Source organism: Cupriavidus sp. MEYA8 (assembly GCF_059278825.1).
Genome location: NZ_CM181221.1, coordinates 2,876,791 through 2,891,040, shown reverse-complemented (window position 1 = coordinate 2,891,040; position 14,250 = coordinate 2,876,791). Strand labels below are relative to the sequence as shown.

Here is a 14,250-nt window from a genome sequence, read left to right as displayed (position 1 = left end):
ACCGGAGAGACTGAACATGGCAAAGATCATTCAACTGCAACGCCAGGATGCAACGGGCAGTGCGAACGTCACCCCGGTGATCGTCGAAGACAACTGGACCGTGCTACGCGCCACTGAAGAGCAACCGCTGACCGAAGAGCGCATCGCCGCCGCAGTGCAAAGCCAGGACGCCGTGCTGTTCCCGCTGTCGGTGTGGAAGGCCAATGAAGCGCTGCTGGCCGGCCGCGACGCGGCCCGCACCGGCGTGTGGCTGGCGCCGGAAGACGAGCCGGGCGATGCCGCCGCGTACTTCGACCGCGTGTCGCTGGTAGCGGTGGACTTCCCGGTGTTCCGCGACGGCCGCGGCTTCTCCACGGCCTACCTGCTGCGCACCCGCTACAAGTGGGAAGGCCAGCTGCGCGCCGTCGGCGACGTGCTGCGCGACCAGCTCAACTTCATGAAGCGCTGCGGCTTCGATGCCTTCGCGGTCCGCGCCGACAAGAACATCGACGACGCCATCAAGGGCTTCACCGAGTTCACCGTGACCTACCAGGCTTCGGTCGACGAGCCGCTGCCGCTGTTCCGCCGTGCCCGCACCGAAGGCGGCGCCGTGCAGCCGAAGGCGACGGCATGAGCACGGTGCTGAGCGATATCGCGGTGGTCGATGCCAGTGCGGTGTCGGGACTGCGGCCGCCCGCGCTGTGGGTGGCGCCGGAATACACCGGCAGCATCGAAGCGCTGGAACAGAAGGAGCGCGAGCTGGGCGAGCGCCTGGCCGGCATCGCCGCGCGTTTCTACCGCGCGCGCTTTGCCTCCAGCCTGGCTGCCGAAGACATGGTGCTGACCGATGCCATCCTGCGCGGCACCCCCGCCGTGCGAGCCGGCATCCGCGTCTTCACGCTGCAGACCGGGCGCCTGCACGCCGAGACGCTGGCGGTGCTCGACAAGGTGCAGTCGCACTACGGCTACAGCATCGAGCAATACACGCCGGACGCCGAGGCGGTCGAGAACTACCTGAAGAAGCACGGCCTGAACGCCTTCTACGACAGCATCGACCTGCGCAAGGAATGCTGCGGCATCCGCAAGGTCGAGCCGCTCAACCGCGCGCTGTCGCACGCCGACGCCTGGCTGACCGGCCAGCGCCGCGAGCAGGCCGTGACGCGCGCCGAGCTGCCGTTCGAGGAAATGGACGACGCCCGCGGCATCCCCAAGTTCAATCCGCTGGCGGACTGGAGCGAGGCCGAGGTGTGGGCCTACCTGAAGCGCCACGACGTGCCGGTCAACGACCTGCACGCCAAGGGCTATCCCAGCATCGGCTGCGAACCCTGTACGCGTGCGGTACGCGCGGGCGAGGATGTGCGCGCGGGACGCTGGTGGTGGGAGAGCAAGGACTCGAAAGAGTGCGGGCTCCACGAACAGAACATCAAGCATTGAGGCCGGTACAAAAATGGGCATCATGAACGACATCGCAGAAGCCACCTCCAGTGTGGCGCACCTGTTGCAGGTACAGAACGACCATCTCGACCGCCTCGAAGCGGAATCGATCTACATCATCCGCGAGGTGGTGGCCGAGTGCCGCAACCCGGCGCTGCTGTTCTCCGGCGGCAAGGACTCGATCGTGATGCTGCACCTGGCGCTGAAGGCCTTCCGCCTGGGCGACCGCAAGATCGAGCTGCCGTTCCCGCTGGTGCATATCGACACCGGCCACAACTACCCGGAAGTGATCGAGTTCCGCGACCAGCGCGTGGCCGAACTGGGTGCGCGCCTGGTGGTGGGCCATGTGGAAGACTCGATCAAGCGTGGCACCGTGCGCCTGCGCAAGGAAACCGATTCGCGCAACGCGGCGCAGGCCGTGACGCTGCTGGAAACCATCGAGGCGCACAAGTTCGACGCGCTGATGGGCGGCGCCCGCCGCGACGAAGAGAAGGCCCGCGCCAAGGAACGCATCTTCTCGTTCCGCGACGAGTTCGGCCAGTGGGACCCGAAGGCCCAGCGCCCCGAGCTGTGGAGCCTGTACAACGCCCGCATGGCGCAGGGCGAGCAGATGCGCGTGTTCCCGATCTCGAACTGGACCGAGCTGGACGTGTGGCAGTACATCGCCCGCGAAAACCTGGCGCTGCCGCCGATCTACTACGCGCACCAGCGCGAAGTGGTGCGCAAGAACGGCCTGCTGGTGCCGGTCACGCCGATCACGCCCAAGCAGGACGGCGACGTCAGCGAAGTGCTGTCGGTGCGCTTCCGCACCGTCGGCGACATCAGCTGCACCTGCCCGGTGGCCAGCGTTGCCGATTCGCCGGAAGCGATCATCGCCGAGACCGCGGTGACCGAGATCACCGAGCGCGGCGCCACCCGCATGGACGACCAGACGAGCGAAGCCTCGATGGAGCGCCGCAAGAAGGAAGGCTACTTCTAAGCCGCAGCAAAGGATTCAGACATGACTCACCAAGCAACTCATCAAGGCCTGCTGCGCTTCATCACCGCCGGCTCCGTCGACGACGGCAAGAGCACGCTGATCGGCCGCCTGCTGTACGACAGCAAGGCTGTGCTGTCCGACCAGCTGACCGCGCTGGCCAACGCCAAGAACAAGCGCACCGCGGGCGAGCAGATCGACTTCTCGCTGCTGACCGACGGCCTGGAAGCCGAGCGCGAGCAGGGCATCACCATCGACGTGGCCTACCGCTACTTCTCGACCGCGCGCCGCAAGTTCATCATCGCGGATACGCCGGGCCACGAGCAGTACACCCGCAACATGGTCACCGGCGCCTCCACCGCGCATGCGGCCATCGTGCTGGTCGATGCCACGCGCGTCACCGTCAATGACGGCCGCGCCGAACTGCTGGCGCAGACCAAGCGCCACTCGGCGATCCTGAAGCTGCTGGAAATCCAGCACGTGATCGTCGCCGTCAACAAGATGGACCTGGTTGATTACAGCGAGCAGCGCTTCAACGAGATCCGCACCGCCTATACCGAACTGGCCGAGCAACTGGGCCTGAAGGACGTGCGCTATGTGCCGGTCTCCGCGCTGCGCGGCGACAACATCGTGCACGAGAGCGACGCCATGCCGTGGTACCAGGGCGAGCCGCTGCTGCCGCTGCTGGAAGAGCTGCCGGTGGAAGAAGCCGCGCCCGAGGATGACGCCGCGCTGCGCTTCCCGGTGCAGCTGGTGATCCGCCAGGACGGTTCGCAATCGGACGATTTCCGCGGCTATGCCGGCCGCGTGGAAGCCGGCACCGTGCGCGTCGGCCAGAGGCTGCGCGTGCTGCCCGCCAACCGCGAAGCGGTGGTGGCCGAAGTGCTGACACCGAATGGCGCCGCTGAATCGGCCAACGTCGGCGACACCGTCACCGTGCGCCTGGCCGAGGACGTCGATGTATCACGCGGTGACATGTTCGTTGCCGCCGACGCGACCGCGGCGTCGGCCAAGAAGCTGCAGGCCGACCTGTGCTGGTTCGACGACGAGTCGCTGAACCCGTCGCGCAAGTACGTGCTCAAGCACACCACGGCCAGCGTGTTCGCGCGCGTGTCGGCGGTGGACCGCGTGCTGGACGTGCACACGCTGTCGCACGAGACCGGCCGCCACGACATCCGCCTGAACGATATCGGTTCGGTGCAGATCTCGCTGCAGAAGCCGATCGTGTGCGATGCCTACGGCGATAATCCGGCAACGGGCGCCTTCGTGCTGATCGACGAGGCGACCAACCACACGGTGGCCGCAGGCATGATCCGTGCGTTCTCCTGATCGGTAATCAACAGGAACACGGCGGACGAGGGGCTGGAGATGGGCAAGCAGGCACGGAAGACTTACGGCAAGGTGTACCTCATCGGGGCAGGCCCCGGTGCGGCAGACCTCATTACGGTGCGTGGTGCACGGCTTTTGGGCGAAGCCCAGGTGGTGCTGCACGATGCACTGGTGTCACCGGAGATGCTGGCCTGGTGTCCGCAGGCGGAACTGGTCGAAGTCGGCAAGCGCTGCGGCCAGCGCTCCACCGCGCAGCTGTTCATCAACCGGCAGATCGTCGACCTGGCCGGCAAGTACGAGCGCGTGGTGCGCCTGAAGGGCGGCGACCCGATGCTGTTCGGCCGCGCCGACGAGGAACTGCAGGCGCTGGAAGCGGCCGGCATCGAATATGAGGTGGTGCCCGGCATCACCGCGGCGCTGGCGGCCGCGTCGGCCATCGGCAAGCCGCTGACCAGGCGCGGCGTGTCGCGCAGCGTGGCGTTTGCCACGCAGGCCAAGGCGGCGGACGGCGAGGGTTCGCCCGATATCGAAGCCGCGGTCAGGGCCGACACGCTGGTCTACTACATGGGCCGCGACCAGGCCGCCTCGATCGCCGCGCAACTGATCGCGCACGGCAAGCCCGCATCGACGCCGGCATGGGTGGTGGAAGCCGCCACCACGCCGCGCCAGCGCAGCCGCGAGTTCACGCTCGGCCAGATGGCGGCCGGGGAAGCGGCGGCATGGATTGACCCGGTGCAACCCAGCTTGCTGATGATCGGCGCCGCGCTGGCCGCGCGCGCGACGGAGGCGCCGCGGGAGGACGTGGGCGTGACTGAAGTGCGCACGCCGCGCGCTGCCTGAGCCACAAGCGCACGCCAGAATGACAAAGCCCCGTGCCGGTATGCCGGCACGGGGCTTTTTTCATTGTTTCGAGGCAAGGTGCCGCTCAGGGCTGTGCGCGATCCGCGCCCGGCAGCGACGCCATGCAGTAAGCCGCGATCGCATCCAGCACCGCATCGGACTCGCCGACCGCGGCCGCGCAGTGAAGCTGCAGGCCAGGATGGGCCTGCCGGCACTGGTCGAGAAGGGCAGGCAGGTCGCGCCGGATATGGCCGCCCTGGCCAAAGAACACCGGCACCACGGTGACCTCGGCCACGCCGCCCGCGGCAAGTTCCGCCAGCGTATCCGGCAGCAGGGGCGACATCAGTTCCAGGAACGACAGCCGCACTTCGCAGCCGGGCAGGGCGGCAACCAGCTTCTGCTGCAGCCGCTCGAACGGCTCGCGCCAGCGCGCATCGCGCGCGCCGTGTGCGAACAGGACCAGGGCACGACCGGAAGCTGCCATGGCCGTCCTCAGTGCCGGTCGACCCAGCGCAGCGCCAGCAGCGCCACCGTCAGGTAAAGCGTGCCTGGCACCAGCGCGGAGATGATCGGCGGCCAGGTATGCAGCAGGCCGACGTGCGAGAACAGCGTATTCGACAGGTGGAACGACAGCCCCAGCATGATGCCGCCGAACACCTTCACGCCCACCGCCCCGGCACGCGCGTGCAGGTAGGCAAAGGGCAGGGCCAGCGCCACCATCACGAACAGCGTCAGCGGGTAGATCACCTTTTTCCAGAACGCGATCTCGTAGCGCTGCGTGTCCTGCTTGTTGTCGCGCAGGTGGCGGATATAGCGGAACAGGTCCAGCGTCGACATCCGCTCCGGCGTCACCAGCAGCACCGACAGGATCTGCGGTGTCAGCTCCGAGTGCATCGCCACGCGCGGGAATTTGAGCTGCTCGGCGCGGAAATCCGGCGCCAGTGCATCACGCGGCGGCGCGGGCTTGGCCGGATCGGCCTGCGGCATCAGCTCGGTAAAGCGCGTCTCGCTGACCCCTTGCAGTTCCCACGCCTGGCCGCCCTGGTAGCGGCCTTCGTTGGCCACGCGGATCACGCGCAGGCGGTATTGCGGGTCGAATTCGTAGATGGTGATGCCGGTGATGGTCTGGTCCGGGCGCAGCCCCGCCACGTTGACGAAGCGGGTGATCTCGCCGCCGCCGGCCGGATCCTGGTCGCGGTCCTTGACCCAGACGCCGGAACGGAAGCCCGCCGATACCGTCGCGCCGATCGCCTCGAGCTTGAGCTTCTGCGCATACTGCTCCGCGCGCGGGCCGATGAACTCGCCGAAGAGAAAGGTCACGATCGCCAGCGGCACCGCCAGCTTGAACAGCGAGAACAGCGCCTGCCGCGTATTCAGGCCGGCGACACGGAAGATGGTGAACTCGGACTGGCTGGCCAGCTGCGAGAACACGTAGATCGCACTGATCAGCACCGCGATCGGCAGCACCTCGTAGACCCGGGTAGGGGCCTGCAGCAGCACGTGGAACAGCGCCACCAGCGAGGTGTACTGGGCGTTGACGTTCTCCAGCTCGTTGAGCATGTCGAAGAACACGAACAGCGACAGCACCGCGAACAGGATGAAGGCGAACACGCTATAGACCAGCCGCCCGAAGTAGCGTTCATAGACGCGCAGGATCCTCATGCCTGGCTCCCGCTGGTGGCGGCATTGCGCCGTTTCAGGCCGAACACGGCGCGCCAGCCGCCCAGGCTGCGGTTCTGCCGGTAGCGGAACAGCATCAGCGCCCCCAGGAACACCGTCAGGTGGATCGGCCACCAGGCCAGCCAGAACGGCACCGAGCCGTTGCGCACCCAGGACTGCGTCAGGTTGACCAGGTTGCTGTAGGTCAGGTAGATCAGCACCGCGAACACCAGCGGGGTATAGCGGCCCAGGCGCGGGTTCACATAGGCCAGGGGGATCGCGATCATCACGAAGTTAAACGCCAGGATCGGCAGCGAGATACGCCAGATCAGCTCGCCCAGGTTCTCGCGCGTGGGGTTGCGGATCAGCTCGATGGTGTCGCGGCTCTTGGGCGGCAACTTGGCCTCGGACTCGGGCGGCTTGCTGTCCACCTTGACCGCGTAGCGTTCGAACTCGACGATGCGGTAGTCGATCTGGCCGGGCGTGCCGGAATAGCGGCGGCCGTTCTCCATCACAACCAGGCGGTCGCCATTGGGCATGGTCTCGAACTTGCCCTGGTGCGCCAGCGCCACGCCGATCTTGTCGGCCTCGGCATTGGCGACGAAGACATTGCGCGCGAACTTCATGCCGGGGTCCATGCCCTCGATGAACAGCACGTAGTTGGCCTTGGCCGGCTCGATGAAGCGGCCGGCGGCGATCATCGACATCACCCCGCGCTGCTCGAAGCGGTCGCGGAACAGCGCGCTCTGCTGGTTGGCCCACGGCCACGCGAACATGCCCAGCAGCAGCGCCAGCACGATGAACGGCGCGGCGAACTGCAGCACCGGCTTGACCAGGTCGCGCAGCGAGATGCCGGCCGAGAACCACACCACCATCTCCGAATCCTTGTACCAGCGCGTGAGCACGATCAGGGTCGAGATAAACAGGGTGGCCGACAGCAGGATGGACAGGTAGCCGATGGTGGCCAGGCCGATCAGCATCAGCACGTCGTTGGGACTGGCCTTGCCGTTGGCGGCCAATCCCAGGATGCGGATCACGAGCGACGTGAGCATGAAGGTCAGCATCACCAGGAACACCGCCCCGGCGGTGTAGGCGAGCTCGCGTCGCAGGGCTTGTTGAAGGATCATGCGGGTTCGGTTCCGGGCTGCCGGCCGGAGCGGGCGATGTGCCGTGCGAGGTGCCTGGCAGAACAGCGGGCTGGCAGCACAACTGGCTGTCAGCGTGGCCGGGGCGTATCAGCGGCGGCAGGTCGCGGGGTAAAAATCGCGGATAATGGAGGCTTTCGTGTCTAACGAGCCCCTGGAAGGAAGCGCGATGGAATTTAGCACAAAAGCCCTTGATTTGAGCAAAGCCGGCCAAAATGGTTTCCTGGCGACCAAGACCGACTGCCTCGTGGTCGGCCTGTTCGAGGGCCAGAACCTGGCCGGCGTGGCCAAGGCGCTGGATACGGCCACCAAGGGCTTGGTGGCGCGGCTGGTCAAGCAGGGCGACTTCGAAGGCAAGCGCGGCACCCACCTGATGCTGCACGAAGTGGCCGGCGTCGGCGCCGCGCGCGTGCTGCTGGTGGGCCTGGGCAAGGAAGCCGAGTTCTCGGACAAGGCCTTTGCCGACGCCGTGCGCACCGCGGTGCGTGCCTTGTCGTCCACGCGCGCCACCACCGCGCTGTGGTGCCTGGCGCAGCAGGCGCCGCAGCAGCGCGACGTTTCGTGGGCCATCATCAGCACCATCACGCTGGTGCGCGACGCCGGCTACCGGTTGCTCGAGCGCCACCCCGGCCTGAAGCGCGCCAATGCCAACGGCAAGCCCAACGGCGCCGACAAGTCGTCGCTGCGCAAGGTCGTGATCGCGGTCGACAGCAGCGACGCCCGCGCCGCCACCCAGGCCGCTGTGCGCGGCACCGCCATCGCCAACGGCATGGAAGTGACGCGTGACCTGGGCAACCTGCCGTCCAATATCTGCACCCCGACCTACCTGGCCAATGCCGCGCGCAGCATCGCCAAGCGCCACAAGCTCAAGGCCGAAGTGCTGGGCCGCAAGCAGATCGAGGCGCTCAACATGGGCGCCTTCCTGGCCGTGACCAAGGGCAGCGAGGAGCCGCCGCAGTTCATCGTGCTGCGCTATGACGGCGCCGGTGCCAAGCAGGCGCCGGTGGTGCTGGTGGGCAAGGGCATCACCTTCGACACCGGCGGCATCTCGCTCAAGCCGGGCGAGGGCATGGACGAGATGAAGTACGACATGTGCGGCGCCGCCTCGGTGCTGGGCACCATCCAGGCCGTGGCCGAGATGGGCCTGAAGCTCAACGTCGTGGCCGTGGTGCCGACCTGCGAGAACATGCCCAGCGGCGTCGCCACCAAGCCGGGCGATGTCGTCACCAGCATGTCGGGCCAGACCATCGAGATCCTGAACACCGACGCCGAGGGCCGCCTGATCCTCTGCGACGCGCTGACCTACGTCGAGCGCTTCAAGCCGGCCGCGGTGATCGACGTGGCCACGCTGACCGGCGCCTGCATCATCGCGCTGGGCCACCAGAACAGCGGCCTGTACTCGCGCTCCGACATGCTGGCCGACCAGCTGCTGCAGGCCGGCCGCCATGCCATGGATACCGCCTGGCGCATGCCGCTCGATGACGAGTACCAGGACCAGCTCAAGTCCAACTTCGCCGACATGGCCAATATCGGCGGGCGCCCGGCGGGCAGCGTGACCGCGGCCTGCTTCCTGTCGCGCTTTACCGAGAAGTACGACTGGGCCCACCTGGACATCGCCGGCACCGCCTGGAAGAGCGGTGCGGCCAAGGGCGCCACTGGCCGCCCGGTGCCGCTGCTGACGCAGTTCCTGATGGACCGCGCGGCCTGACGGCAGCAGTCAGCCACCCCGGCAACGCAAGCAGCAAACGCCCATGACGCGCATCGACTTCCACAGCAACGTGCCGGACCTGCTCGGCTATGTCTGCCGGCTGGTCCGCAAGGCCTACGGCGCCGGCCAGAAGGTAGTGATCCACGGCACGCCGGCGCAGCTGGCGGACCTGGATGCGCGCCTGTGGACCTTTTCGGCGCTGGATTTCCTGCCGCATTGCGGGCTTGAACACCCCAATGCGGCGGTCACGCCGATCCTGCTGGCCGCCACCACCGAAGGCGTGCCGCACCACCAGCTGCTGATCAACGTGTCCGACCAGCCGCCGGCGCAATTCGCCAGTTTCGAACGCCTGATTGAAGTGGTGGGGTCCGGCGACGCCGCCCGCGAAGCCGGCCGCCAGCGCTACCGCTTCTACCGCGAACGCGGCTATCCGCTGACTCATCACGATATCGGCCAGCCCAAGGGAGACGCAGCATGAGCGAACGCACCACATCGCGGGTGATTCCGCGGCCGGGGCCCAACGACAGCATTCCGCTGCTGACGGAGGTGGTCGAACTGCCGGATGCGGAATCGGCGGCGCAGCCGCAGGCCGCTACGCAGGAGGGCGTCATCGATACCTTCGGCATGGCCGAATCCGGCATGGTCATGCATGTGGGCGATACTGGCGATAGCGCGGAGCCGCAGGCCGAAGCAGCGGCGCCGCAAGCCCCGGCAGGGGCGACCGATCCCGGCGAGGACGACCTGCGCGCCATGCGCAGCGAGCTGCTGTCGCGCGTGATGCTGCGCTTTCGCACCGAGTGGCCGCAGGTGGTCGAGGCCCATACCGAAGCCACGCTGCAGGCGCGGCTGGCGCCGCTGACGGCGCAGCTCGCCAGCGAGCTGACGCAGTCGCTGGAGGCCCGGCTGGTGGAGTGGCTGGACGCCACGCTGGAGGAGATCGAGCGGACGCCGGGCGGGGATTGAAGCGAGCCGTCGCCCCCCTTGGCGCGGCCGGCATGCAAGACGCCTCAGCCAACAAAAAAGCCCGCGGGATTGCGGTAATGCCGTTCAGTTAAGTCTGAACGGCATTTTTCTTTGCAGGGGTTGTAAACAAGGTGTCGAGCTGTTAACTTGCCGTTCCGATGCTATCGGAACAAGTCCACGCCACCCTTGAGCTTAGTGAGCCGGCCAGTTTTGCCCGGCTCAGCGAGCACCTGCCGATGGCTTGGATTGAGCAAGCGCTGGCAGCCTCGGGGACAGCGTCCGTTCGCCGGCGCCGACTGCCAGCAGAGCAGGTGGTCTGGCTGGTCATCGCGCTGGCGCTCTATCGGCACCAATCGATTCCCGATGTGCTGGAGACGCTGGACCTGGCACTGCCCAACGATGCCAACGCCTGTGTCAGCAAGAGCGGGATCGCCCAAGCCCGCGAGCGGCTTGGAGACAAGCCTCTGTTGTGGCTGTTCGAGCAGACCGCACGGGCGTGGGTGGCTCAGGATGCTGCGCACTACAAATGGAAGGGCTTGGCGCTTTACGCCATGGATGGGACCACCTTCCGCACTGCCGATAGCCCTGAGAATCGCCTCCACTTTGGCGCGCAGAGCTACGCCAGCGGCAAGGTCGCCAGCTATCCACAAGTCCGCGGGGTCTCGGTCACGGCTGTTCCCACCCATCTTGTTGCCGATATCGCCTTTGGCTGTTACGGGCGCAACGAGATGCTCTATGCCAAGGAGCTCATTGAGCGGATCCCGGATCATTCGTTGACGATCTTTGACAAGGGCTTTCTGGCCGCAGAGATCCTGTGGGGCTTGCGCATGGGCGGCAGCGAGCGCCACTTCCTGATCCCCGCTAAGAAGAATCTGCAGTGGGAGTTGCTCTCAGGCAACGAGGGCGATGGCATCGTCCAGATGAAGGTCTCGCCTCAGGCTCGCCGCAAGAATCCTGCCTTGCCAGAGACTTGGACAGCTCGCGCGATCCGGGACGAGGACTCAGACCGCGTCCTGTTGACCTCGTTGACAGACCGTCGGCGCTTCAAGGCAGCCGACATCATTGGGTGCTACAAGCGCCGTTGGGAAATCGAAACCAGCTATCGAGAACTGAAGCAGACGATGCTCGGGGCCGAACTGACCTTGCGCAGCCGCCAGCCTGAGGGCGTGCATCAGGAAATCTGGGGGGCACTGATTGCGTACAACCTGGTGCGTCTGGAGATGGCCAAGGCTGCGCTCGAGGCCCGCGCCGAGCCCACCGACTTGAGCTTTGTGCTGGCCTTGCGCCTGATACAGGGCGAGTTGATCTGGGCAGCCGGCATGGCCCCAGGCAAGCTGCCGGCCCACCTGCAGCGCATGCGCGCCAAACTTCAGTTGGCGATCGTCCAAAAGCGACGGGGGCGTAAGTGCCCCCGTGAAGTCAAAGCCCTGCCTAAGCGCTACACCGTCCGGTTCCTCAGAAAGGACCTTAACTGAACGGCATTACCGCCTCGGCGGGGTTTTCTCATCCGGCAAGTGCGCCTCAATCCGTCACTGCACCCTTGCTGGCCGTCGACGCCAGCTTCGAAAACTTCGCCAGCACCCCACGCGTATAGCGCGGCCCCGGCGCCTTCCAGTCGGCACGCCGCTTCGCCAGCTCTTCCTCCGGCACGTTCAGCTGCAGCAGCAGCTTGTGCGCGTCGATGGTGATCGAGTCCCCTTCCTGCACCAGCGCGATCGTGCCGCCCACCGCCGCCTCAGGCGCGACGTGGCCGACCACCATGCCCCAGGTACCACCCGAAAAGCGGCCATCGGTGATAAACCCGACCGACTCGCCCAGTCCCTTGCCGATGATGGCCGAGGTCGGCGCCAGCATTTCCGGCATGCCCGGGCCGCCCTTGGGGCCGAGGTAGCGCAGCACCAGCACGTCGCCGGCGTTGATCTTGTCGGCCAGGATGGCTTCCATCGCGCTCTGCTCGTCCTCGAACACGCGCGCCGGGCCGGTGATGACCGGGTTCTTGAGCCCGGTGATCTTGGCGACGGCGCCTTCCTCGGCCAGGTTGCCCTTCAGGATGGCAAGGTGGCCTTCCTTGTAGAGCGCTTTTTCGATCGGCAGGATCACATCCTGGTCGGCACGCGGGGTGTCTGGCACGTGTTCGAGTTCTTCGGCCAGCGTGCGGCCGGTAATGGTCAGGCAGTCGCCATGCAGCAGGCCGGCCTTGAGCAGGATCTTCATGACCTGCGGGATGCCGCCCGCCTTGTGCAGGTCGGTGGCCACGTATTGCCCCGAAGGCTTCAGGTTGCAGATCACCGGCACCTTGCGGCGGATGCGCTCGAAGTCCTCGATGGTCCATTCGACTTCCGCCGAATGCGCGATGGCGAGGTAGTGCAGCACCGCGTTGGTCGAGCCGCCGGTGGCCATGATCAGCGCCACGGCATTCTCGATCGACTGGCGCGTGATGATGTCACGCGGCTTGATGTCCTTCTTGATCGCCTCTACCAGCACGCGCGCAGATTCCGCCGCGCTGTCGACCTTCTCCTGGTCCGGGTTGGCCATGGTCGACGAGTACAGCAGCGACATGCCCAGCGCCTCGAACGACGAACTCATCGTGTTTGCGGTGTACATGCCGCCGCACGAGCCGGTAGACGGGCAGGCGTGCTGTTCGACGCCCTCGAAGTCTTCCTGGCTCATGCGGCCGGCGGTGAATTCGCCTACGGCTTCGAACGACGACACGATGGTCAGGTCCTTGCCCTTCCAGTTGCCCGGCTTGATGGTGCCGCCATAGACATAGATGCCCGGCACGTTGGTGCGTGCCAGCGCGATCATGCCGCCGGGCATGTTCTTGTCGCAGCCGCCGATCACGACCACGCCGTCCATCCACTGGCCCTGCGCCGCGGTCTCGATGCAGTCGGCGATGACCTCGCGCGAGATCAGGGAGTACTTCATCCCCTCGGTGCCCATCGACATGCCGTCCGAGATGGTCGGCGTGCCGAACACCTGCGGGTTGGCGCCGGACGCCTTGACCGCGTCGATCGCCGCGTCGGCCAGGCGCTGCAGGCCGGCATTGCACGGCGTGATCGTCGAGTGACCGTTGGCGATGCCCACCATCGGCTTGTCGAAGTCTTCCTTCTTGTAGCCGAGGGCGTAGTACATCGAGCGGTTGGGGGAACGCGCCACGCCTTGGGTGATGTTCTGCGAGCGTTTGTTGAATGCCATGGTGGGTCTCCGGGGGATGTCCGGCGCCGCGGAGTTGTGCGCTGTCACGCGGGCAGCCGATGTTGTGCCGGAAAGCATGCCCCTTGCATTTTGGAGTGTCAAATATATTATTTTCCCTCTATTGAGTCGAAAAAAATATCAGGAGGCGTCTTGGACCTGCGTCAGCTGCGTTACTTCGTCACCGTGGCGGAAGAGCTGCATTTCGGCCGGGCCGCGCAACGGCTATCGATGACACAGCCGCCGCTGTCGCAGCAGATCCAGGCGCTGGAGGAGGAACTTGGCGTGCCGCTGTTCGTGCGCACGCGGCGCTCCGTGGCGCTGACACCGGCCGGCGCGCAGTGGCTGCCCGAGGTGCGGCGGGTGTTGGCCGATGCCGCGGCCCTGCCCGGGCTGGCGCAGCGGCTGGCGCGGGGCGAGCTGGGTTCGCTGTCGCTGGCCTTCGTCAGCACCGCCGACTATGGCATCCTGCCTGACCTGCTGCGGCGGTTCCGGGCGCGTCATCCGGAGGTGCAACTGCAGTTGCGCGAGGCCACCAGCGACGTCCAGCTCGAAGCGCTGCTGGAAGGCGCGATCGACGCGGGCCTGGTGATCCGGCCACAGCTGCCTGCGATGCCGCCCGGACTGGCCTACCTGCCGCTGGTCAGCGAACCGCTGGTGCTGGCAGTCGCCGACGGCTGGCGGCCGGCAGGCGGGCTCGCGCAGGACGGCAAGGTATCGCTGCGCGAGGCAGCATCCGAACCGCTGATCATCTTCCCGCGCCGAAGCGCGCCGGCGTTTTATGACATCATTACGGGCTACTATGCGCGCGAGGGCCTGGTGCCGGCGATCGCGCAGGAAGCCATCCAGATGCAGACCATTGTCAGCCTGGTGTCGGCTGGCATGGGCGTGGCGCTGGTGCCGGCATCGCTGTGCAACCTCCGGCGCACCGGCGTCGCGCCGGTGCTGCGGTCGTTCATCGAGATTGCCGGCGCACTGGCCACCGAGGCCACCTTAGCCGCCGCGGCGCCGCGCTGAGCGCGCGG

The 14,250-nt window shown here is 66.6% G+C and carries 14 protein-coding genes; 10 read left to right on the top strand and 4 right to left on the bottom strand.

The features are described from left to right. Positions 1 to 16: 16 nt before the first annotated feature. Genes AC5WJ1_RS13465 through cobA form a run of 5 tightly spaced genes read left to right on the top strand, consistent with a single transcriptional unit; the run spans position 17 to position 4,558 of the window. Positions 17 to 613: a DUF934 domain-containing protein gene (locus AC5WJ1_RS13465; protein WP_133092187.1), complete on the top strand. Its 597-nt coding sequence runs from the start codon at positions 17 to 19 to the stop codon at positions 611 to 613. Then, entirely contained in the window at positions 610 to 1,413 is an 804-nt protein-coding gene (locus AC5WJ1_RS13460; protein ID WP_133092186.1) for a phosphoadenylyl-sulfate reductase, read from the top strand. Before AC5WJ1_RS13465 ends, AC5WJ1_RS13460 begins: the two co-directional genes overlap by 4 nt. A gap of 13 nt (positions 1,414 to 1,426) precedes the next feature. After that, a complete protein-coding gene (cysD, locus tag AC5WJ1_RS13455) occupies positions 1,427 to 2,392 on the top strand; it encodes a sulfate adenylyltransferase subunit CysD (RefSeq protein WP_133092185.1) in 966 nt (321 codons plus the stop codon). A 21-nt stretch (positions 2,393 to 2,413) separates the two neighbouring features. Further along, positions 2,414 to 3,718, top strand: coding sequence for a sulfate adenylyltransferase subunit 1 (locus AC5WJ1_RS13450; protein WP_195431901.1), 1,305 nt, complete (start codon positions 2,414 to 2,416; stop codon positions 3,716 to 3,718). A 39-nt stretch (positions 3,719 to 3,757) separates the two neighbouring features. Further along, a complete protein-coding gene (gene cobA, locus AC5WJ1_RS13445) occupies positions 3,758 to 4,558 on the top strand; it encodes a uroporphyrinogen-III C-methyltransferase (protein ID WP_133092183.1) in 801 nt (266 codons plus the stop codon). A gap of 85 nt (positions 4,559 to 4,643) precedes the next feature. On the opposite strand, the gene AC5WJ1_RS13440 is transcribed toward cobA, so the two are convergent. Genes AC5WJ1_RS13440 through lptF form a run of 3 tightly spaced genes read right to left on the bottom strand, consistent with a single transcriptional unit; the run spans position 4,644 to position 7,344 of the window. Then, positions 4,644 to 5,042 (bottom strand): sirohydrochlorin chelatase, encoded by a 399-nt coding sequence (locus AC5WJ1_RS13440; protein WP_133092182.1) that lies wholly within the window; start codon positions 5,040 to 5,042, stop codon positions 4,644 to 4,646. 8 nt (positions 5,043 to 5,050) lie between these two features. Beyond that, on the bottom strand, positions 5,051 to 6,220 hold the full coding sequence (gene lptG / locus AC5WJ1_RS13435; RefSeq protein WP_133092181.1) for an LPS export ABC transporter permease LptG: 1,170 nt from the start codon (positions 6,218 to 6,220) through the stop codon (positions 5,051 to 5,053). Continuing rightward, positions 6,217 to 7,344, bottom strand: a complete 1,128-nt coding sequence (gene lptF / locus AC5WJ1_RS13430; protein ID WP_133092180.1) for an LPS export ABC transporter permease LptF — start codon at positions 7,342 to 7,344, stop codon at positions 6,217 to 6,219. Before lptF ends, lptG begins: the two co-directional genes overlap by 4 nt. Before the next feature lie 187 nt (positions 7,345 to 7,531). Between lptF and AC5WJ1_RS13425 the strand changes: the two genes are divergently transcribed. From AC5WJ1_RS13425 to AC5WJ1_RS13410, 4 genes are all read left to right on the top strand, one after another. Continuing rightward, a complete protein-coding gene (locus tag AC5WJ1_RS13425) occupies positions 7,532 to 9,070 on the top strand; it encodes a leucyl aminopeptidase (RefSeq protein ID WP_133092179.1) in 1,539 nt (512 codons plus the stop codon). A gap of 43 nt (positions 9,071 to 9,113) precedes the next feature. Next, complete coding sequence (locus AC5WJ1_RS13420; protein ID WP_135705848.1) at positions 9,114 to 9,548, top strand: DNA polymerase III subunit chi; 435 nt, start codon at positions 9,114 to 9,116, stop codon at positions 9,546 to 9,548. Continuing rightward, positions 9,545 to 10,033, top strand: coding sequence for a hypothetical protein (locus AC5WJ1_RS13415; protein ID WP_135705846.1), 489 nt, complete (start codon positions 9,545 to 9,547; stop codon positions 10,031 to 10,033). Before AC5WJ1_RS13420 ends, AC5WJ1_RS13415 begins: the two co-directional genes overlap by 4 nt. Before the next feature lie 158 nt (positions 10,034 to 10,191). Further along, positions 10,192 to 11,508 carry an IS4 family transposase gene (locus tag AC5WJ1_RS13410; RefSeq protein ID WP_494476162.1) on the top strand — a complete coding sequence of 439 codons (1,317 nt, stop codon included), beginning with the start codon at positions 10,192 to 10,194 and terminating at the stop codon, positions 11,506 to 11,508. 46 nt (positions 11,509 to 11,554) lie between these two features. Here AC5WJ1_RS13410 and ilvD read toward each other — a convergent pair whose 3' ends face one another. Further along, positions 11,555 to 13,228 (bottom strand): dihydroxy-acid dehydratase, encoded by a 1,674-nt coding sequence (ilvD, locus tag AC5WJ1_RS13405; RefSeq protein ID WP_195427233.1) that lies wholly within the window; start codon positions 13,226 to 13,228, stop codon positions 11,555 to 11,557. A 150-nt stretch (positions 13,229 to 13,378) separates the two neighbouring features. On the opposite strand from ilvD, the gene AC5WJ1_RS13400 reads away from it, so the two are divergent. After that, a complete protein-coding gene (locus AC5WJ1_RS13400) occupies positions 13,379 to 14,242 on the top strand; it encodes a LysR family transcriptional regulator (protein WP_494476161.1) in 864 nt (287 codons plus the stop codon). Positions 14,243 to 14,250 lie beyond the last annotated feature (8 nt).

Excerpts from the sequence above, each read along its gene's own strand:
- ilvD (WP_195427233.1), bottom strand. The coding sequence starts at position 13,228 with ATGGCATTCAACAAACGCTCGCAGAACATCACCCAAGGCGTGGCGCGT.
- AC5WJ1_RS13425 (WP_133092179.1), top strand. The coding sequence starts at position 7,532 with ATGGAATTTAGCACAAAAGCCCTTGATTTGAGCAAAGCCGGCCAAAAT.
- cobA (WP_133092183.1), top strand. The coding sequence starts at position 3,758 with ATGGGCAAGCAGGCACGGAAGACTTACGGCAAGGTGTACCTCATCGGG.
- AC5WJ1_RS13420 (WP_135705848.1), top strand. The coding sequence starts at position 9,114 with ATGACGCGCATCGACTTCCACAGCAACGTGCCGGACCTGCTCGGCTAT.
- cysD (WP_133092185.1), top strand. The coding sequence starts at position 1,427 with ATGGGCATCATGAACGACATCGCAGAAGCCACCTCCAGTGTGGCGCAC.
- AC5WJ1_RS13410 (WP_494476162.1), top strand. The coding sequence starts at position 10,192 with ATGCTATCGGAACAAGTCCACGCCACCCTTGAGCTTAGTGAGCCGGCC.
- AC5WJ1_RS13440 (WP_133092182.1), bottom strand. The coding sequence starts at position 5,042 with ATGGCAGCTTCCGGTCGTGCCCTGGTCCTGTTCGCACACGGCGCGCGC.
- AC5WJ1_RS13465 (WP_133092187.1), top strand. The coding sequence starts at position 17 with ATGGCAAAGATCATTCAACTGCAACGCCAGGATGCAACGGGCAGTGCG.
- lptG (WP_133092181.1), bottom strand. The coding sequence starts at position 6,220 with ATGAGGATCCTGCGCGTCTATGAACGCTACTTCGGGCGGCTGGTCTAT.
- AC5WJ1_RS13450 (WP_195431901.1), top strand. The coding sequence starts at position 2,414 with ATGACTCACCAAGCAACTCATCAAGGCCTGCTGCGCTTCATCACCGCC.
- lptF (WP_133092180.1), bottom strand. The coding sequence starts at position 7,344 with ATGATCCTTCAACAAGCCCTGCGACGCGAGCTCGCCTACACCGCCGGG.
- AC5WJ1_RS13460 (WP_133092186.1), top strand. The coding sequence starts at position 610 with ATGAGCACGGTGCTGAGCGATATCGCGGTGGTCGATGCCAGTGCGGTG.
- AC5WJ1_RS13415 (WP_135705846.1), top strand. The coding sequence starts at position 9,545 with ATGAGCGAACGCACCACATCGCGGGTGATTCCGCGGCCGGGGCCCAAC.